This is a genomic window from Idiomarina abyssalis, assembly GCF_900116625.1.
Classification (GTDB): domain Bacteria; phylum Pseudomonadota; class Gammaproteobacteria; order Enterobacterales; family Alteromonadaceae; genus Idiomarina; species Idiomarina abyssalis.
This window is the reverse complement of record NZ_FPBE01000001.1, coordinates 50,182-68,574: the sequence shown is the minus strand read 5'-3', so window position 1 is coordinate 68,574 and position 18,393 is coordinate 50,182. Positions and strand designations below refer to the sequence as shown.

Below are 18,393 nucleotides of genomic sequence, written 5' to 3'. Positions count from 1 at the left end.
TGCAGTTGTGCAGTTCGGTAGGCGATGCATTTATGGCGACTATAAATATCTTGTATAAGCGAGGAATAAAAAAGGCTCCCGAAGGAGCCTGTCTTAGTTATTTTAAGCTTGCCGAAAATTCCAGCATTCGGTCCAGTGGTACCATAGCTTTTTTACCTAAGGTTTCGTCGACATGTATTTCATGAGCCTCACCACCTTCGGTAAGTGCTTCTTCAATTGCTTTTAACCCGTTCATGGCCATCCATGGACAATGCGCACAGCTGCGGCAAGTTGCACCGTTTCCGGCTGTAGGTGCTTCAATAAAGGTTTTATTCGGCTGAAGCTGCTGCATTTTGTAGAAAATGCCTTTGTCTGTCGCCACAATAAAGGTTTCGTTAGGTAATTCCTGACTCGCCTTAATGAGCTGCGATGTTGAGCCTACTGCATCAGCCATAGCGACAATATTTTCCGGTGACTCAGGATGAACAAGAACTGCAGCCTCCGGATGGAGTTTTTTCATGTCCTCCAATGCCTTTGCCTTAAATTCATCATGCACCACACAAGCGCCTTGCCACAACAGCATATCTGCACCAGTTTCACGTGCGATATAACCACCTAAGTGACGGTCAGGAGCCCAAAGTATTTTCTCGCCTTTAGCATCCAGGTGGTCGACAAGCTCAAGCGCCATGCTGGAAGTTACTACCCAGTCTGCACGAGCTTTAACTGCTGCCGAAGTATTCGCATAGACAACGACTGTCCGGTCCGGATGTTGATCACAGAATTCCGAAAACTTTTCAGGAGGGCAACCAAGATCAAGCGAGCACTCCGCTTTTAATGTTGGCATCAGTACTTGCTTTTCAGGTGTCAAAATTTTCGCCGTTTCACCCATAAAGCGAACACCGGCGACAATCAACTTTTTCGCCGGATGGTCACGACCGAACCGAGCCATTTCTAAAGAGTCCGCCACACAACCACCGGTTTCTTCAGCTAGAGCCTGAATATCAGGGTCGGTGTAATAGTGAGCCACCAACACAGCATCCTCATCAATTAGAAGCTGCTTAATACGATTAATTGTCTCTGATTTTTCTTTCGCACTTAACGGCTTAGGTTTAGGCGGAAAAGTATAATCAAGGCTATCCAGAGTTTGAATCTCGGTCATGATACTACGGCTTATTTTCCAAGTGTTCTTAATAAGTGGGGCTTATTATAGCTGAATTCAAGATGTGCTTGTAGCAAAGTAATTAGGAGTGGTGGGTTGTGCAGGATTCGAACCTGCGACCAATTGATTAAAAGTCAACTGCTCTACCAACTGAGCTAACAACCCATATTCTGATAGATAATATTAATTGGCGACGTGGTGGGTTGTGCAGGATTCGAACCTGCGACCAATTGATTAAAAGTCAACTGCTCTACCAACTGAGCTAACAACCCAACGCCAATTTTGCTGCCGTTTCTGCTTGGCAACGGCGGCATAGTTTACTGAAATAGTGCGCGTATGCAACTGAAAATTGAAAAAAACCGTGCAACTGCTCAATTCACGAACACATGTTGCTCAGTTGTTACTAATTAAGGCGCTGTTTTGCCAAATTAGCTTCGGTACTATCTGGGTATTCTTTGACCACTTGTTCATAATAAGCCTTAGCATCTGCCGACTTATTCTGTTCACTAGCTATAGCACCTAGTTTCAGCAAGCAGTCGCCACGCTTATTACTATCCGGGTAATCGTTTACAACAGTCTCAAATTGCTGTTTCGCTTCGTTGTATTCACGTTTTGCAAAAAACAACTGCCCGAGCCAGTAATGCGCATTTGCCGCATAGGTCGAATTTGGGAAGTTTTTAAGAAAGGACTGAAATGCGGGTATCGCATCATCATAACGTTTATCTTCAAGAACTAATGCAATAGCCTTGTCGTAAGCGTCATTCTCACTCAAGTTAGGAGAATAGCTGCTGCCGTCTGTTTGTGTAGGAACCTGCTCTAGATCGTCATAGTTGCCAGTCACTTCATTACTCTGACTATTGTTCTGCTTCAAATTACTGAAGCGACGATCAATTTCCTGATACAGCTCGCGCTGGCGCTCTAAAAGTTGCTCCAGACGATACTCATGCTCTTCGGTTATGCCTCTTAACTCAGCAACATCTTGCTGCAGAGAGCCTAACTGATTCAGCATTTTAAGCTGAGCGTCTGAGCGAGCTTCGAGCATACGCTCAATTTGCTCGAGACGTTGCTCAACATCACCTGAAGATGACAATCCAGAAACAGGTGCCTGGGCCATAACGGCCCCAGGCACACACAAACATACAGCTAACAGCGTTTTTCTCATGTACTATCCGCTTTTCTTAGATTAGTAAACTAAAACGGCACGACGGTTTTTGGCGTATGCACGTTCGTTTGATTCGTTTACCATCGGCTTCTCTTCACCATATGACACAGTAGAGGTTTGAGAATCCTGAACACCTAAGTTATGCAGGTAGTTTTCAACCGCTTGAGCACGACGCTCACCCAACGCAATGTTGTATTCAGGTGTACCGCGTTCATCGGTATGACCTTCAATAACAACTTTTACAGACGGGTTTTTCACTAAGTAGTCAGCGTGAGCTGACAACAAGTCAGTGTATTCTGACTGGATGTTAGATTTGTCAAAAGCGAAGTAAACGATGTGTTCTTTACGTAACGCTTCCATTTTCTCTTGACGCTCTTCTTCCATCGTTTTAGCGCGCTCTGCTGCTCCAGTTTGAACACCGGAGTCTTGCTCAGCTTGTTGATTGGTCTCTTGACCTGCACCTGCACCTGAATCAGTTTCTTGATTTGAGCTACAAGCGGCCAGAGTTGCCATTGGTACAACGATTGCCAGAGCTTTAAAAAGTTTATTAAGCTGCATCCTTTTCGTCCTTATCGTTTTATCGAACAATTTAACCATTCAGGCTGTGTTTTACATGTATGGCGACCAAGCCGGTGACTTCACTTCACCATCGGTTGCCGGTAACCGTGCTTTAAAACGCCCATCGATAGAAACCAATGCCAGTACTTGTTTGTTATTATGCGTTGTACTGTAAATAACCATACTGCCATTTGGTGCCACACTGGGTGACTCATCTAATGCCGTTTTTGTTAAAACTTGCATATTCCCACGCGGGAATTCTTGTTTAGCGATATGGTAGTTGCCTCGTGTTCTGTTAACTAAAACCATATCCTTGCCAGACGGTACTATTGTACCACCTAAATTCTGTTCACCTTCAAAGGTTAACCTACGAACCTGGCCTGATGATAAATTTACGCTATATAACTGTGGTCTGCCACCTCTTTCTGAGGTGAAAATTAAGGATTCACCATCAGGCGTCCAGTTAGGCTCTGTATCAATCGTACGATTACGAGTGATACGTTGCAAGTCCTTCGTATTAATATCAAAGACATAAAGCTCAGGATTACCATCCTTTGATAACACCATAGCTAATTTTTTACCATCTGGCGAGAAAACCGGACTCCCGTTAATACCCGGAAACGACGTTGTCTTTTCCCGACGGGTGGTGTAGATGTCCTGTATGAATATTTCTGCCGTTTTGTTCTCAAAGCTGACGTACGCAAGCTTGTTTCCATCAGGAGACCAGGACGGTGACATGAGAGGCTCCGGACTACGGAGCAGGATTTTCTCATTCGCGCCGTCATAATCCGCTACTGCCAGTTTATAAGGATAACGGTCTTCGTGATTCACTGTCACATAAGCAATTTTAGTCATAAAGGCGCCGCGTTCACCCGTTAACGCCTCATAAACCACATCGGAAATTCGATGCGCATAAGAACGAAACTGGTCGCCATCGATAACGCTTGAGCGAGAATCGAGAATATGATCATTACTCTGAACTAATTCGCCATTGCGTAACATCTGCGAATTACCGCCAGTAATTTGTCCTCTTAGCACATCAATAACTTCAAACTTAACCATGTAACGATCAACAGAGTATGGCTCTATCGAACCCACTAAAATCGCCTCAACTCCCATTTTCGCCCATGCAGAGTAATCAATGTCGTCATCTGCAGCCGGACGTTGCGGCATGGCGCTTGAAGGAATTGGATTAAACTTACCACTGCGCATCAAGTCAGCCGCAATTACGTCGGTAAGCTCGCTCGGAGCTTCACCTTCGCCCTTCCATTCAAACGGCACAACCGCAATTGGTCGTGCGGTATCAATACCTTCCGTGATGACGATTTCCAATACCCCTGCGCGAGCAAAAGCTGTTAGCGCAACAAAGAGTAATAAGCTGTTAATTAATATTTTTTTCATCGGTCACCTTGTTACAACTGCGGTTTTACAGTCAGTTTAATCGTACTCATTTGTTCATAAATCTCTGGATCTTCAGAAACAGGCAAGGTTGTCGCCTTCAATACCGCGTTCTGGGCTGAGCGACAAACGTTCGCATCGCCACTACCTGTGTCTACCGACTTAACGAACCCACTCGGTGCAACCCTGATAGTCAACTCACAAGACTTACCACGCATTGAGTCATCAACGTTCCAGTTACGCTGAATAGTTTGCTGAATGAGTGCCTGATACTTTTCAACTTCACTCATCACTTGCTGACGTCGTGCTGCCTGACGCCGGGCTCGTTCTTCTTCCATCTCTTTTTGCAGTTGAGCTTCACGCTCTGCAGCTTCACGCTCCGCTTGCTCGCGCTTGCGGCGTTCTTCCTCGCGCTTACGACGCTCTTCTTCAGCGCGCCGCTCAGCTTCTTCTGCTTCGCGCTTACGACGCTCCGCTTCTTTTGCAGCCGCTTCTGCTTTGGCTCGTTCCTCGGCTAACCGTTCAGCTTCTTTTTTCTCTCGCTCAGCCTGCTGTCTCGCTTTTTCAGCTTCCTGTTCTTCCAGCTCTTGCTGACGCTGAATCTCTTTTCTACGCTGCTCTTCTCGCTCACGAGCTTTACGAGCTTCCTCGGCCTGTCTTTCCAGTCTTTCTATTCGACGTTGCTCAGCCGCTTCTTGTTCCGCTTTTTTCTGTCGAATTTTATCGGCCTGTTGCTGTACTTTCGATTTATCAACAGTAACTGCGCTGACAATTTCCTCAGACATGTCGAGTTCGCTTTGATCAAGGTTAACTTCCATCGCTTCAGGCGTTGATGGTGTAAATTCAAAACTGATCAACAACACACCGGCTATCACGGCATGAATCGCAATCGAATATATCAGCGGTAAGGTTAAGCTATCTGATTTTGCCACAACTAATTATCCGACGAATCTGTCATTAAACCGACTGAAGGCACACCAGCTCTTTGCAGTAACACCATCAGCTGCACAATTTGGTTATACGATACCGCACCATCACCGTTCACCATTACGGGTGTATCGGGTTCAACTTGTAAATGCGCCGCAACCAGTGTTGCTAACTCGTCCGCCTGCATAGGCGTGTCCTTGCTATCACCCTGATTGAGGTAATACCGGCCTTCAGCATCAACTGACGCGACGAGTGGCGGCTTACTTTCCTCAGAAAGTGGCTCTGCTGTTGCTTTTGGTAAATCGACCTTAACACCCTGCGTAATTAATGGCGCTGTTACCATGAAAATAATAAGCAGAACCAACATCACGTCGATATAAGGAACCACATTAATTTCCGCAACCGGCTTACGACGCTTGCGCGGCATTACCATCATACCGTTTCGCCCTCTACTTTATTCTTGCCTGCCTGCGCCGAAGACTGACGTTGTAATATCGAGATGAATTCATCAATAAAGTTCATGTATTGATTATCAACTTTTTCAACGGTTGTCGTAAATCGGTTGTATGCAATAACGGCCGGTATAGCAGCGAAAAGACCCATAGCGGTAGCGATAAGTGCTTCAGCGATTCCCGGAGCAACCATAGCTAATGTTGCTTGCTGTACGGCACCTAAAGCGATAAAAGCGTTCATAATGCCCCAAACGGTTCCAAACAAGCCGATATAGGGGCTGATAGAACCAATGGTCGCAAGAATTCCCAGGTTATTATCTAACTTCTCAGTTTCTCTGGCGTGTGCAACACGCATTGCACGAAACGCACCTTCAAGCATTGTTTGTGTATTTGTCGTTGAATGGTTGCGCAGCCGGGCATACTCTTTAAAGCCGGCATGAAATAATAACTCCATACCTCGCGCATTTTTCGCACGGGCCGAAATTTCCTGATAAAGGCGAGCAAGATCGACGCCCGACCAAAAGCGGTCTTCAAATTTTAGCGCATCGTTTCGTGCTTGCTTCAGCACTTTCTTGCGCTGAAAAATTAGCACCCAGCCCCAGACTGACATCGCCAATAACATTACCATTACCAGCTTTACTAATAAGCTGGCCTGCATGAATAAATCAATAAACGATAACTCTGCTTGCACGCTTTAAACCCCTGACTGAATACGCGAAATTATCGGTTCCGGAATAGCAACAGCACGCATTGCCTGATTATCAATGCAAGCGGCTAAAACTGTTGCCTGGCAATGTACTCTGCCATCCTTCGCCAAAACTTTTTGTTCGAAAACCAATGAAGCTTTCTTTATTTGTGTAACTTTTACAGTCACATTCAACTCGGCATTAAACTTTGCTGCCAGTCGTAAATCGAGTTCGACCTTACGAACCACAAAAGCGATATTGTGAGCTAACCAAGTATCCTGTTCAATCCCTAACGATCGTAACCACTCTGTTCGTGCTCTTTCAATAAACTTGAGATAGTTGGCATAATAAACGATACCACCTGCATCCGTATCTTCGTAGTAAACACGAATCGGCCATTCAAAGTCACAATGAGACATTACCACCTCAAGTAAAGTTCCGAAAAGTTACTGTTGTGTAATATTTTGTAAAGAAGCCTTCAAAACTGTCACTGGTCACTTTATCAACAGACTTTTTTTTATGACAGTATTGAAACACAAAAATAACAACATGTTGTTTTTTATAAACTTTATTTCATTGTTATAAATATGTTGCGCTTTTTTTAGTCAACAAAAGCCAATTTCAGATTAGTTTTTTTAATTCGAACATCTAATTTTTCTTGTTTGATCAGAATCAGATTAACCTTATAATACTCAGCATATCAAAGACAAAGAGATTGGTTGTCACTTTTTCTGAGATTGTTTATTGAGTAATAGTTCCCTGGATTTAACTTCCTTCTTGTTGTTCTGTTTGCCCGCACATTGTGCGGGCTTTTTTTTATTTCTCAGGCTTTAACCCAAAATGCTGATAAGCGCGTGGCGTAGCTATCCGGCCCCTGGGTGTTCGCTGTAAGAAGCCTTGTTGAATCAGGTAAGGTTCAAGCACATCTTCAATTGTATCTTTCTCTTCACCTATTGCCGCCGCCAAATTATCTAACCCTACGGGTCCACCGGTAAACTTTTCCATAATGGCTAATAACAGCTTCCGATCCATATAATCAAAACCAGCCTGGTCAACATCCACCATGGTTAAAGCTGCATTTGCAGTGGCTTCATCGACATCACCATTACCTCTGACCTCAGCGTAATCCCGTACTCGGCGCAAAAGTCGATTGGCGATACGAGGCGTACCTCTGGAGCGACGGGCTATCTCCCTTGCGCCTCCATCCAACATTCGGACATTCATAAAGTGAGCGGAGCGCGCTACGATGTCCGTTAATTCATTAACATCGTAAAACTCAAGACGTTGAACAATACCGAAACGATCCCTAAGTGGTGAAGTTAACGCTCCCGCCCGGGTCGTTGCACCAATTAACGTGAAAGGTGGTAAATCCAATTTGATAGAGCGGGCAGCCGGACCTTCGCCTATCATGATGTCCAGTTGGTAATCTTCCATGGCAGGATAGAGAATTTCTTCAACAACGGGGCTCAGCCGATGAATTTCATCAATAAATAAAACATCGTGTGCTTCCAGGTTTGTCAATAAGGCCGCCAAGTCTCCGGCTTTTTCAAGAACAGGTCCTGACGTTGTTTTAATGCTGACATCCAACTCGTTAGCGACAATGTTTGCGAGTGTGGTTTTCCCCAACCCTGGCGGACCAAATATCAACAGATGGTCAAGAGCTTCCTGACGTTTACGCGCGGCCTCAATAAAAATGCCCATTTGCTCAACCACGTGCTTCTGGCCGGTATATTCCGCCAAAGCTTTGGGTCGTATAGCACGGTCAACGGCTTCATCTTCACCTTGTACATCGGGCTCAATGAGGCGTTGAGTGGGTATCTGATCGGCTTCAATCATTGGACTTCCTTACGACAGCTGTTTTAGCGCCAGTCGAATCAAGGTCTCGCTATTATGTTCTGCAGAGTACACCTTTTGTAAGGCTTTTTCAGCTTGATTTTCTTTATAACCAAGAGCCTGCAACGCACTCACCGCATCTGCGCGTGCATCTGCCGGGTGCTCCCTGGCGTCTGTACCCTGATTATCAAGCGGAGCGATGTCCGTAAATGGTGTCGCAGGCTGCCAGTCTTTAAGACGGTCGCGCATTTCAATGACTAACCGCTCGGCGGTTTTCTTACCCACACCAGGCAGTTTCACCAGCCGGCTGACATCATTCTGGTTAACTGCAACGACGAACTCATCTGCCGACATACCCGATAAAATAGCCAATGCCAGTTTTGGGCCTACCCCCTGAGTCTTTATCTGCAACCGAAACAGCGAGCGTTCGGAAGAGGAAATAAAGCCATAGAGCAACTGGGCGTCTTCCCGCACCACAAAATGAGTGATGAGTTTAATCGTCTCGCCTACTGCGGGCAGTTGATAAAAACACGTCATTGGCAATTGAATTTCGTAACCAACGCCCTGAACATCAAGCACGACCTCAGGTGGTTGTTTACTGGTAAGTACGCCCTGAATATGACCTATCACTTTTGTACTCCATTAACGCAAGCGTCCACGCACAGTTTTGCGCGCAGCACCTGCCATTTTTATCAAGTTTTGAGAGCTGTGAGCATGGCATAAGGCTACCGCTAACGCATCCGCGGCGTCTTCTTGCGGACACCGTTGCAAATTCAATAGTGCCATAACCATATGCTGCACCTGGGACTTCTCGGCACCACCGTTCCCCACAACCGACTGTTTTATTTGACGGGCAGAGTACTCCGCTACGGGAAGCTCAGCACAAGCAGCTGCTACTATTGCCGCGCCCCTGGCCTGTCCAAGCTTTAATGCCGAATCCGGGTTCTTTGCCATGAATACCTGCTCTATTGCAAACTCGTCAGGTTTAAACTGAGTGATTAATTCACTCACACTGTCGTGTATGCGGCGAAGTTTTTCGGCTAATGTCAGCGGCTCAGCGCGGCTTCCGATAACTTTTATACAGCCGCTGCCTAAATAGCTTAGCTGCCTACCGCGCTGTTCAATAACACCATACCCCGTTAACCTTGAGCCCGGGTCAATACCCAGAATAATGGCCACTTAGTCGTCCAGCCGTGCAATTATCTCATCTGAGATATCGGCGTTATGATAGACATTTTGAACGTCATCCAGGTCTTCAAGTGCATCCAGTAATTTTAAGAAGGTTCTTGCAGATTCTTCATCTAAGTCAACTCGAGTATCAGGCACCTGAGTCACTTCGGCGTTACTGGCTTCTAAATCTTTTTTATCCAGAGCGTCTTTTACGGAACCGAAATTTTCCGGTGAGGTCATGACATCGATACCGCTGCCCTCGTAGGTAATAAGATCTTCTGCACCAGCTTCAAGTGCGGGCTCCATGAGCTGCTCTTCGGTAACCTCTGCAGGGTAGCTAATCACGCCTTTCTTATTAAATAAGTAAGCAACCGAGCCATCTGTGCCCAAATTGCCTCCAAATTTAGTGAATGCATGACGAACATCGGAAACCGTTCTGTTTCGGTTGTCGGTCATGCACTCCAGCAATACAGCGACACCATTAGGGCCATAGCCTTCATAGGTCAGCTCATCAAGATTATCGCCTTCAAGATCACCAGAGCCGCGCTTTACTGCGGTATCTATGGTGTCGCGCTTCATGTTATTCGATAAGGCTTTATCGATAGCAGCACGTAAGCGAGGGTTGGTTTCAGGGTCTCCGCCCCCTTCACGAGCGGAAACCGTAATTTCACGTATTAATTTAGTAAAAATTTTGCCGCGCTTAGCATCCTGCGCGGCTTTTCGGTGCTTAATATTAGACCATTTGGAATGACCAGCCATATTTCACCCTTGTTGGTTATTCGTCTTCCTCTACCATACTTTTTACGCCCAACTCTTGCAATGCAGCAGGGTTTGCAGCGCCTGGCGCATCGGTAAGGACACAAGCTGCGGTCGTTGTTTTAGGAAAAGCGATAACATCACGAATTGAGGTTGCGCCAACCATCAACATAACCAGACGATCCAGACCAAAAGCTAGGCCAGCATGCGGCGGCGTACCGTACTTTAACGCTTCCAGGAGGAAGCCGAATTTTTCCTGAGCTTCGTCTTTTTCAATACCTAATACTTCAAACACCGCTTGCTGCATAGCGTTTTCGTGGATACGAACCGAACCACCACCTAACTCAACACCATTTAATACCATGTCATAGGCATTTGAAATAGCGGCTGCCGGGTTGGCTTTTAATTCTTCCGGAGTCACATTGACCGGTGCGGTGAAGGGGTGGTGTAACGCGGCCAGACTGCCATCGTCAGCGACTTCGAACATTGGGAAGTCAACGACCCATAGCGGTTTCCACTCATTACTGACAAGTTCAAAGTCTTTACCTAACTTCAGGCGTAAAGCACCCAGAGCTTCAGCAACAACGTTCGCCTTATCGGCACCAAAGAACAAAACATCACCAGTTTGTGCTTCAGTGCGCTCTAGTAATGGCTCAATCACTTCATCCGGCAGGAACTTAAGAATAGGCGACTGCAACCCGTCACGGCCTGCACTGCGGTCATTCACTTTAATCCACGCCAGTCCTTTGGCACCATAAATGCTGACAAATTGTGTGTATTCATCAATCATTTTGCGTGAAACGTTCTCAGCCTGCCCCGGTAAACGAATGGCAGCAACACGGCCATCTTCGTCATTCGCCGGACCAGAAAAGACTTTGAACTCAACGTCTTTTAAGACATCAGCAACATCCACCAACTCCAACGGGTTACGCAAGTCTGGCTTGTCACTACCAAAACGGCGCATGGCTTCATGCCAGGTCATGCTGGGGAATTCACCCAAGTCCACGTCAAGTAATTGTTTGAACAGATCACGAGCCATCTGCTCGGTAATTTGCATGACCTGCTCTGCACTCATGAACGAGGTTTCAATATCAATTTGAGTGAATTCAGGCTGACGGTCAGCACGCAAGTCTTCGTCGCGGAAGCATTTAACAATTTGGTAATAACGATCAAAGCCCGACATCATCAGCAGTTGTTTAAACAGCTGAGGGCTTTGCGGCAACGCGAAAAAGCGACCTTTGTGGGTACGGCTTGGCACCAGATAGTCTCGCGCACCTTCCGGCGTTGCACGCGTTAACATAGGGGTTTCAATATCCAGAAAACCACTGTCATCCAGAAAACGGCGCACCGCGCTGGTTACTTTCGCACGAAACTGCAATTTTTCATTCATTTGCGGACGACGTAAATCAAGGTAGCGATAACGCAGTCGTGCTTCTTCGCTCACTTGCTGGTTGAAGTCGATAGGGAGAGGTTCAGAGCGACTTAGAATTTCTAAATCGGTTGCCAGCAGTTCGACTTCGCCGGTAGCCATGTTTTTATTGACCTGGCTTTCCGGGCGACGGTTAACTTTACCACTTAAGCGAACGCAGAATTCCTGACGCAGGCTATTTGCTGTCTCAAATAACGCTTTTTGGTCCGGGTCGAAAACGACCTGCAGCATCCCTTCACGGTCACGCAGATCAATAAAAATTAGGCCGCCTAAGTCACGGCGTTTATTGACCCAACCACATAGCGTGACCTCTTGTCCCGCCAATTCAGCATTTATTTGTCCACAGTAATGAGTTCGCATGCGCGTTTATCCTGCTAGCTGTTGCAATGAATGTTTTTACGAAGCGCAACATTATAGCGGACTGACGCCGAATGTCATCCGTCGTCGCCAGCCAGACGCACATCATTTTTACCAGCGGCCTTGGCACGGTACATCGCCTTGTCCGCCGAACGTAATAAATCGTCTGAGGTTAATCCATGCTGGGGGTAAAGGCTGACCCCAATAGACACACTGATATCCAGCGACTTTTTCTTCACTTTGTAGGGCTTTGCCAACTGCACAACTAGCTTACGCGATACCGCCAGTGCGGACCCAACATTATTCGCCGTCGGAAGAATCACTACGAACTCATCACCGCCATGACGACATACCGTATCTGATCGGCGTAAAAGACTGCTCATGCGGTGCGCAGCCTGTACCAGTAGCTCATCACCATAACTGTGACCAAAATCGTCGTTAATCTTTTTAAAACCATCGAGATCCAGAAACAGAACAGCGAATGGCTTTCCGGTTCTTTCGTTTTGACTTAAAGTCTGCTCCAGTCGGTCCTGCATTAAGTTTCTGTTGGGAAGACCCGTCAATTCATCGTGAGTTGCGATATGCCGAATTTGTCTTTCGGCAGCTTTGCGTAACTTAATTTCCTTACGCAGCCGACTGTTCCAGACCGCAAAGCTAACAATGATTAACAAAACAACTGAGCCCACTTTCATAGCAATGTCCAGAAGCTCTTTATTACTCCAGCCCTGCTCTAGCTCAAAACCATACCATTTCTGTTTAAGCTGACTTTTCTCACTTTCAGTAACTGAGTCAATACCACCATTCAGCGCCATAACCAGTGGCTTCCAGTCTTCCCTAACGCCTAAATAAAGCTCTTCACCCTGAGTATCGTCAATAACCGAAAGCTTTGCGCCCGGCAGAGGTCTTCGCTGCAGTTCGTAGACCAGCATAGGCAGACTGTCGACATAATAATCAACACCACTATTGCGTATTAAATTCAGACCTTCACGAATGCCATCAACCTGAATAAGCTGAATACCTCTCAACTGAGACAACTGTGACTCTATACTGTAGCCTTCAACCACACCAACTTTACTATCACTTAACTGATTTAAACCAATACTTCCCTCGTTAGCTTGTTGATTTACCGGGGAAATTGCAGCCCATGGCATTGACCAGTAGCTTTGAGTAAAGTCCATAAACTGATTGCGTTCGACTGAATATGACACACTGGTGAGAACGTCAATTTCTTTGTTTTTGATTGCGTTCAGGCATTGCTGCCATGCTCCACAGGGTTTCCAACAATCTCTACCGGCAAATTGCGAGTAAACTTTTTCAGCAAATCGACATCCAGACCTTCGGCTTTGCCATTTTCAACGGACACCAAGGGCGCCAACTGATCCGGCACTCCGACACGAATTTCTTTATAGTCTTCCAGCCACCTCTCGGGTTGGCTGGCATAGCTACTCGATAACGTCACCGAAAATGCAGCGAAAAAGGCACTGACGATAGCCAAAACTCGATTCAATGTACTCTCCTCCCGGACTAATGGCCGAATTTTAGTCCAATATTGCCTGTGCGTCTGTCTCATTTATCGGTAAAATACCAATAAATCTAAGCCATTTATTGAATAAAAGTAGCTTTATGACGCAACACGACACGTTATTTGCAAAACCTTTACCCAGCATTTCCGACTTTTGTTTCGATCAACAAGTCGTGGAAGTCTTTCCGGATATGATAAACCGTTCGGTGCCGGGCTACTCCAGTATATTACAAACTCTGCCTCAATTGGTGAGCCGTTACGTTCAGCCAAATTCCAATTTGTACGATCTAGGGTGTTCCCTTGGCGCAGCTACACTTGCTATGCGCAAAGGTTGCGAACAGACAAGTCACTGCCGAATTATTGGTGTAGATAACTCCCAACCAATGATAGAGCGCGCAAGGTTACATTTGGAGGGTTTTAAAAGCCAAATCCCTGCAGAACTTCATTGTCAGGACTTAGCTGAAACCGACATTGAGAATGCTTCTGTGGTTGTATTAAACTTTACCCTACAGTTCATTCCACAAGAGAAGAGAAACGACATTATTCAACGTATCTTTGACGGCATGAACAATGGCGGAGCCCTGTTATTGGCAGAAAAGGTGCGCCACAGCGATGCTAATATGAATGATGTACTTGTCGATTTGCACCACAACTTTAAACGCGCTAATGGCTATAGCGAACTGGAGATCAGCCAGAAACGTGCAGCTATCGAAAATGTCATGAAAGTCGATACATTAGAAGACCATATGCAACGCTTTCAGGATGCAGGCTTTCGCCACAGTACAGTCTGGTTCCAGTGCTTTAATTTTGCAGCAATGCTCGCGGTTAAATAAGGAATACTATGATCGATTTTAGCAAGGAGCTCCGTGCACTTCTGCAAAGCCCGCACGCTCAATGGCTGGATACCTTAGCGCCACAGCTTACCGCTTTTAAGAATAACCCTCATGGCAACTTAAAACGTTGGCAGCGCGTTTTACAACAACTGCCCGAGTTAAACGCTGAACATATCGAACTATCTGATACCGTTCAGGTTGGTCACTCTGACGAGGCATCCGATGCCGACCGGGCTCGTTTAACGGGCTTACTTCAGCAGCTACAACCCTGGCGCAAAGGCCCTTTCAACTTATTTGGTGTTTTTATTGACACCGAATGGCGTTCAGACTGGAAGTGGCAACGCGTTGCACCTCATTTAGACGACTTAAATGGCCGTCAGGTACTGGATGTCGGATGTGGCAGTGGCTACCACTTGTGGCGCATGCTTGAAGCAGGTGCCGAAGCGGTTTGGGGCGTTGACCCCGGCGAGCTTTTTCTTATGCAATTTCGGGCTATTCGCCAACTGATGCCGTTGGCCTTACAACAGCGCGCACATTTTTTCCCGGTTGGTATTGAGCAAATGCCCGAGCTAAAAAGCTTTGACACCGTTTTTAGCATGGGCGTACTTTACCACCGCCGTTCACCCATCGACTTTTTGCAGCAGCTAAAAGGGTTAATTCGTCCTGGCGGCCAGCTGGTATTAGAAACCATTGTTGTTGAGGGTGACGAAACAACCGTGATGATGCCCGGTGAGCGATACGCACAGATGCGCAATGTATGGTTTCTGCCAAGTGCCCGTGCGCTATCTGTTTGGTTAGAGCGGCTCGGCTTTAAAGATATCGCTATTGTTGATCACAACACCACATCTTTAGACGAACAAAGACGAACGCAGTGGATGACAGGAGAATCTTTAGCGGACTTTCTTGATCCAAATGACACCAATATGACTATTGAAGGTTACCAAGCACCGATTCGGGCGGTAATTACTGCCCGGGTTTAACGCCCACCGGAGTAGAATCTAAATGAGTGTTTATCGACCCAAGTCGACCATTGAACAATGGCGCATATTGCAAGCGGTCGTTGACTATGGCGGTTATGCCCACGCCGCTGAAGCCTTGAATAAAAGCCAATCATCACTGAATCACGCAGTAGCAAAACTGCAACAAGTGGTTGGTGTTCAATTGCTTGAGGTCAAAGGCAGAAAGGCTCACTTAACCACCGCTGGCGAGGTTTTACTGCGGCGTTCCCGTCAGCTAACTAACCTTACAGAAGAGATAGAACAGCTTGCTGATAACCTGGAACAAGGTTGGGAACCCGAAGTAAAGCTTGCTCTGGAAATGGTTTTTGACCGTAGTCAACTCATTCCTGTTCTTAACGAGTTTCAGCAGCTAAGTCGCGGCAGTCGTCTTCTCATTAACGACACAGTCTTAACCGGTACTGTAGAACAAATTCAGGAACAGACCGCCGATGTCGTGATCACTCATCATTTGCCCCGCGGATTTATTGGTGAGCCCATCAGTCAATACAGTATGGATCTCGTCTGTCACCCTGACCATCCGTTAGCTGACTTACCGCAACCTATTGATCAAAATGAATTGTCTCAGCACTTACAAATTGTTATTCAGGATACCGGCAGTAACCCGGTCGAAGATGAAGGCTGGTTGAAAGCTGAACAGCGTTGGACCGTCAGTCACTTCGATGAGGCTTTAAGGCTTATTCGCAACGGCCTCGGCTTCTGTTGGCTGCCACCTTATGTCGTTCAGGAGGATCTGGATTCCGGCAGACTGAGTCGCATAGAAATTGAAGGGAGCAGTTCGCGCAAAGGCAGCTTGTACATGGTACTGCCCAAAGCGGAGCAGACCGGTCCCTGTGCAAAAACTTTAGCGGAGCTGATACTCAAGCACCAGCCCCGCTGAGGCAATTATTTCAAAGACTTTATATAGGCTTTCATATCGTCACCCAAATCCGGGTGACGCAGTGCGTGCTCAACGAAAGCCTGAGCATAGCCTAGCTTATTACCGCAGTCGTGACTTTTTCCCTTCATGTAGTAAGCATTTACCGGCTGTTTTTCAAGCAACATTGCCATAGCATCGGTCAACTGAATTTCATTGCCGGCACCAACAGGCGTCTTTTCAAGCAGCGGCCATAAGTCAGCCGAGAAAACATAACGCCCGACAACAGCGAGATCAGATGGCGCTTCTTTAACCGGCGGTTTCTCAACTAACTGTGTAATTTCCGCTTGCTCACCCGGCTTAAGGTCTGCGCCATTAATGTCTGCAATACCATAATTACTGACATCCTGTTGCGGCACCTTTTCAACCATTACCTGTGAATGACCACTTTCCTCAAAGTTTTTAACCATTTCTGCCAAATTATCTTTATTCAGTTTACAGCTGGCTTCATCAACTAAAACATCGGGCAAAACAACCGCAAATGGTTCATCTCCAATTAAAGGACGAGCACAAAGAACCGCATGCCCCAGTCCCTTAGCAACACCTTGACGGACATGCATAATAGTGGTTTTCTCTGGGCAAATAGCTTTAACCTCAGCCAGTAACTGACGTTTTACGCGCTGTTCTAAAGTCGTTTCCAGTTCAAAACTGGTATCAAAGTGGTTTTCTATGGAGTTTTTACTTGAGTGAGTCACTAAAATAACATCCGTCAGCCCTGCTGCTGCGCACTCTTCAACAATATATTGAATCAGCGGACGGTCCACTAAAGGTAACATCTCTTTCGGGATGGCTTTGGTAGCGGGTAACATCCGAGTTCCGAGCCCGGCTACTGGAATAACGACTTTTTTGACCATAACAGCTGTCCTTAAATTCTGTTCGCTTCAGAAGCGGAAGTTTATAACCTTTTCCCATGTTATAATGCAACCCAATTAACAAAATTCAAATGAAAGACTGACTATGGCTTTGTATTTTTCTTCGCGTAACATCCCGCAACTATCCCGGTACAGCTTTACTCAACGCGCTATGATTTTGTCCATGGCACAGGAAAAGATGCCGGTTCCCCGTCGCCTCATTTGCAATATGGCCAAACTGGTGCCTATTTGTCTTATTTTCTTCTTTATTGTCGAAGTTGAGGGATGGTGGAAAGTTCCGGCGTTGTTGGCCGCCGGTATTGGGTATCCATTATTTACTCAGCCCATTAATCTGAATATGTCATTACCTTATCTGGATAGAGCCATTAAGCAGTTTGAGGCACAGCACTCACAATAAGTTCGGTGCCCTGAAAAGCGCAGTGTAACTTGTGTAAATATTCAATTTTGTGCTCACGAAAGTTAGCGTGTTGCCAGATACCGAGAGCCAAATCAGGTTTAGCGCCCGGCTCAGGTTTAAATTTATCCCCGGCCTGAGCCCATACCCAACTGTGTTTTTGTGTATCCACCACGCCAACCAGAGTGTCGAATGCGGTTCTGACTTGTGAATGGCATAGTTCGTGGTTCAAGTGGCTTAATAACACGCCCGGCGACAGCAGAGTGTCATCATGGCCGGATAAATGTTGTCTTATCAGTGGATCAATCAATGTTTTTAATACCAGCAGCGGCAGCAAATTCTGCTCTGTCGCATTCTGCGCGGCAGCCATAATAACCAGCACTTTACCATCAGTTAAAGGCCTGTAATCAACCCAAACCGGTGCTTGCCCAATATCATTAAAGCTACAGTCAAACCGGTAATCGTTAAGGCTTAAAACTCCGTCGGGGTGTAGCTCTTCTACCAGGCGGCCGACTATCAAGTCGTCCTGATAAAGGATGTCAATGTGTGCATCTAACTCCCAAACATCGTGCAGGTAGGTTTCTTCCAACTGATAACGGCGTAAGCAATGCTCAACCGCATTTTCAATAATATCCAGGCTTTGAATTGGTTTTACGAGATAGTCCCAGGCTCCCAGTCGCACGGCTTCGCGTATGTCTGACATTTTCTCCGAAGCGGAAATAACAATAATTGGAATGTGGGTGCAGACTTTTAGAAGTTGCTCAATGACCTCAAGACCATCAATATCCGGCAGCTTTAAGTCACAAAGGACAATATCAGGACACTGGGTACGGCAAATTTCAATTCCCTCAATACCATTATCAGCACAGCACACATCGTATCCGTTCTTTTCCAGATACTGTCTGACAACAGACTGGAAGACGGGATCATCTTCAATTAGTGCGATGTGTGCTCGGGGCATGGTCTACTCTTTG

Annotated in this window: 21 protein-coding genes and 2 tRNA genes; 4 read left to right on the top strand and 19 right to left on the bottom strand. The window is 46.3% G+C overall.

Annotated elements, in window-relative coordinates:
* Positions 1 to 97: 97 nt before the first annotated feature.
* The 17 genes from nadA to BM359_RS13120 all read right to left on the bottom strand — a co-directional run bounded on the left by nadA (position 98) and on the right by BM359_RS13120 (position 13,373).
* On the bottom strand, positions 98 to 1,138 hold the full coding sequence (nadA, locus tag BM359_RS00385) for a quinolinate synthase NadA (protein ID WP_054486863.1): 1,041 nt from the start codon (positions 1,136 to 1,138) through the stop codon (positions 98 to 100).
* Positions 1,139 to 1,227: 89 nt separating this feature from the next.
* Positions 1,228 to 1,303 (bottom strand) — tRNA-Lys (locus BM359_RS00380).
* Between the two features lie 31 nt (positions 1,304 to 1,334).
* Positions 1,335 to 1,410, bottom strand: a tRNA-Lys gene (locus tag BM359_RS00375).
* Between the two features lie 131 nt (positions 1,411 to 1,541).
* Positions 1,542 to 2,252 (bottom strand): tol-pal system protein YbgF, encoded by a 711-nt coding sequence (ybgF, locus tag BM359_RS00370; protein ID WP_234972444.1) that lies wholly within the window; start codon positions 2,250 to 2,252, stop codon positions 1,542 to 1,544.
* A gap of 69 nt (positions 2,253 to 2,321) precedes the next feature.
* The gene (pal, locus tag BM359_RS00365) at positions 2,322 to 2,858 is read right to left on the bottom strand and encodes a peptidoglycan-associated lipoprotein Pal (RefSeq protein ID WP_054486859.1); all 537 of its coding nucleotides are present in this window, start codon (positions 2,856 to 2,858) and stop codon (positions 2,322 to 2,324) included.
* A 51-nt stretch (positions 2,859 to 2,909) separates the two neighbouring features.
* Entirely contained in the window at positions 2,910 to 4,259 is a 1,350-nt protein-coding gene (tolB, locus tag BM359_RS00360; protein ID WP_054486857.1) for a Tol-Pal system beta propeller repeat protein TolB, read from the bottom strand.
* Between the two features lie 11 nt (positions 4,260 to 4,270).
* Complete coding sequence (gene tolA, locus BM359_RS00355) at positions 4,271 to 5,188, bottom strand: cell envelope integrity protein TolA (RefSeq protein ID WP_074930733.1); 918 nt, start codon at positions 5,186 to 5,188, stop codon at positions 4,271 to 4,273.
* Positions 5,189 to 5,190: 2 nt separating this feature from the next.
* Positions 5,191 to 5,619 (bottom strand): protein TolR, encoded by a 429-nt coding sequence (gene tolR / locus BM359_RS00350; RefSeq protein ID WP_054486855.1) that lies wholly within the window; start codon positions 5,617 to 5,619, stop codon positions 5,191 to 5,193.
* Entirely contained in the window at positions 5,616 to 6,326 is a 711-nt protein-coding gene (tolQ, locus tag BM359_RS00345; protein WP_054486853.1) for a protein TolQ, read from the bottom strand. The genes tolR and tolQ overlap by 4 nt, the downstream gene beginning before the upstream one ends.
* A 3-nt stretch (positions 6,327 to 6,329) precedes the next feature.
* A complete protein-coding gene (ybgC, locus tag BM359_RS00340) occupies positions 6,330 to 6,740 on the bottom strand; it encodes a tol-pal system-associated acyl-CoA thioesterase (protein ID WP_054486850.1) in 411 nt (136 codons plus the stop codon).
* A gap of 397 nt (positions 6,741 to 7,137) precedes the next feature.
* Positions 7,138 to 8,157: a Holliday junction branch migration DNA helicase RuvB gene (gene ruvB, locus BM359_RS00335; protein WP_054486848.1), complete on the bottom strand. Its 1,020-nt coding sequence runs from the start codon at positions 8,155 to 8,157 to the stop codon at positions 7,138 to 7,140.
* 9 nt (positions 8,158 to 8,166) lie between these two features.
* On the bottom strand, positions 8,167 to 8,784 hold the full coding sequence (gene ruvA, locus BM359_RS00330) for a Holliday junction branch migration protein RuvA (RefSeq protein WP_054486846.1): 618 nt from the start codon (positions 8,782 to 8,784) through the stop codon (positions 8,167 to 8,169).
* Between the two features lie 12 nt (positions 8,785 to 8,796).
* Complete coding sequence (gene ruvC, locus BM359_RS00325) at positions 8,797 to 9,333, bottom strand: crossover junction endodeoxyribonuclease RuvC (RefSeq protein ID WP_054486844.1); 537 nt, start codon at positions 9,331 to 9,333, stop codon at positions 8,797 to 8,799.
* Complete coding sequence (locus BM359_RS00320) at positions 9,334 to 10,083, bottom strand: YebC/PmpR family DNA-binding transcriptional regulator (RefSeq protein ID WP_054486842.1); 750 nt, start codon at positions 10,081 to 10,083, stop codon at positions 9,334 to 9,336.
* 16 nt (positions 10,084 to 10,099) lie between these two features.
* Complete coding sequence (aspS, locus tag BM359_RS00315) at positions 10,100 to 11,869, bottom strand: aspartate--tRNA ligase (protein WP_054486840.1); 1,770 nt, start codon at positions 11,867 to 11,869, stop codon at positions 10,100 to 10,102.
* 74 nt (positions 11,870 to 11,943) lie between these two features.
* Entirely contained in the window at positions 11,944 to 13,074 is a 1,131-nt protein-coding gene (locus tag BM359_RS00310) for a GGDEF domain-containing protein (protein ID WP_234972443.1), read from the bottom strand.
* A gap of 38 nt (positions 13,075 to 13,112) precedes the next feature.
* Entirely contained in the window at positions 13,113 to 13,373 is a 261-nt protein-coding gene (locus tag BM359_RS13120; RefSeq protein WP_234972442.1) for a hypothetical protein, read from the bottom strand.
* A 116-nt stretch (positions 13,374 to 13,489) separates the two neighbouring features.
* On the opposite strand from BM359_RS13120, the gene cmoA reads away from it, so the two are divergent.
* The 3 genes from cmoA to BM359_RS00295 are packed head-to-tail and all read left to right on the top strand — an operon-like array spanning position 13,490 to position 16,117.
* Positions 13,490 to 14,221, top strand: a complete 732-nt coding sequence (gene cmoA / locus BM359_RS00305; RefSeq protein WP_054486838.1) for a carboxy-S-adenosyl-L-methionine synthase CmoA — start codon at positions 13,490 to 13,492, stop codon at positions 14,219 to 14,221.
* Between the two features lie 8 nt (positions 14,222 to 14,229).
* Positions 14,230 to 15,201 carry a tRNA 5-methoxyuridine(34)/uridine 5-oxyacetic acid(34) synthase CmoB gene (gene cmoB, locus BM359_RS00300; RefSeq protein WP_054486836.1) on the top strand — a complete coding sequence of 324 codons (972 nt, stop codon included), beginning with the start codon at positions 14,230 to 14,232 and terminating at the stop codon, positions 15,199 to 15,201.
* A gap of 22 nt (positions 15,202 to 15,223) precedes the next feature.
* Entirely contained in the window at positions 15,224 to 16,117 is an 894-nt protein-coding gene (locus BM359_RS00295) for a LysR family transcriptional regulator (protein ID WP_054486834.1), read from the top strand.
* A gap of 5 nt (positions 16,118 to 16,122) precedes the next feature.
* Here BM359_RS00295 and galU read toward each other — a convergent pair whose 3' ends face one another.
* Positions 16,123 to 17,007, bottom strand: coding sequence for a UTP--glucose-1-phosphate uridylyltransferase GalU (gene galU / locus BM359_RS00290; RefSeq protein WP_054486831.1), 885 nt, complete (start codon positions 17,005 to 17,007; stop codon positions 16,123 to 16,125).
* Between the two features lie 103 nt (positions 17,008 to 17,110).
* On the opposite strand from galU, the gene BM359_RS00285 reads away from it, so the two are divergent.
* Positions 17,111 to 17,422, top strand: a complete 312-nt coding sequence (locus BM359_RS00285) for a DUF6170 family protein (RefSeq protein ID WP_054486828.1) — start codon at positions 17,111 to 17,113, stop codon at positions 17,420 to 17,422.
* Here BM359_RS00285 and BM359_RS00280 read toward each other — a convergent pair.
* A complete protein-coding gene (locus BM359_RS00280) occupies positions 17,391 to 18,380 on the bottom strand; it encodes a response regulator (RefSeq protein WP_054486827.1) in 990 nt (329 codons plus the stop codon). The genes BM359_RS00285 and BM359_RS00280 overlap by 32 nt on opposite strands.
* Positions 18,381 to 18,393 lie beyond the last annotated feature (13 nt).

Bases quoted from the DNA above. Each gene is read 5' to 3' on its own strand.
- nadA (WP_054486863.1), bottom strand. From the start codon at position 1,138: ATGACCGAGATTCAAACTCTGGATAGCCTTGATTATACTTTTCCGCCT.
- ybgF (WP_234972444.1), bottom strand. From the start codon at position 2,252: ATGGCCCAGGCACCTGTTTCTGGATTGTCATCTTCAGGTGATGTTGAG.
- pal (WP_054486859.1), bottom strand. From the start codon at position 2,858: ATGCAGCTTAATAAACTTTTTAAAGCTCTGGCAATCGTTGTACCAATG.
- tolB (WP_054486857.1), bottom strand. From the start codon at position 4,259: ATGAAAAAAATATTAATTAACAGCTTATTACTCTTTGTTGCGCTAACA.
- tolR (WP_054486855.1), bottom strand. From the start codon at position 5,619: ATGATGGTAATGCCGCGCAAGCGTCGTAAGCCGGTTGCGGAAATTAAT.
- ybgC (WP_054486850.1), bottom strand. From the start codon at position 6,740: ATGTCTCATTGTGACTTTGAATGGCCGATTCGTGTTTACTACGAAGAT.
- ruvB (WP_054486848.1), bottom strand. From the start codon at position 8,157: ATGATTGAAGCCGATCAGATACCCACTCAACGCCTCATTGAGCCCGAT.
- BM359_RS00320 (WP_054486842.1), bottom strand. From the start codon at position 10,083: ATGGCTGGTCATTCCAAATGGTCTAATATTAAGCACCGAAAAGCCGCG.
- aspS (WP_054486840.1), bottom strand. From the start codon at position 11,869: ATGCGAACTCATTACTGTGGACAAATAAATGCTGAATTGGCGGGACAA.
- cmoA (WP_054486838.1), top strand. From the start codon at position 13,490: ATGACGCAACACGACACGTTATTTGCAAAACCTTTACCCAGCATTTCC.
- cmoB (WP_054486836.1), top strand. From the start codon at position 14,230: ATGATCGATTTTAGCAAGGAGCTCCGTGCACTTCTGCAAAGCCCGCAC.
- BM359_RS00295 (WP_054486834.1), top strand. From the start codon at position 15,224: ATGAGTGTTTATCGACCCAAGTCGACCATTGAACAATGGCGCATATTG.
- galU (WP_054486831.1), bottom strand. From the start codon at position 17,007: ATGGTCAAAAAAGTCGTTATTCCAGTAGCCGGGCTCGGAACTCGGATG.
- BM359_RS00285 (WP_054486828.1), top strand. From the start codon at position 17,111: ATGGCTTTGTATTTTTCTTCGCGTAACATCCCGCAACTATCCCGGTAC.
- BM359_RS00280 (WP_054486827.1), bottom strand. From the start codon at position 18,380: ATGCCCCGAGCACACATCGCACTAATTGAAGATGATCCCGTCTTCCAG.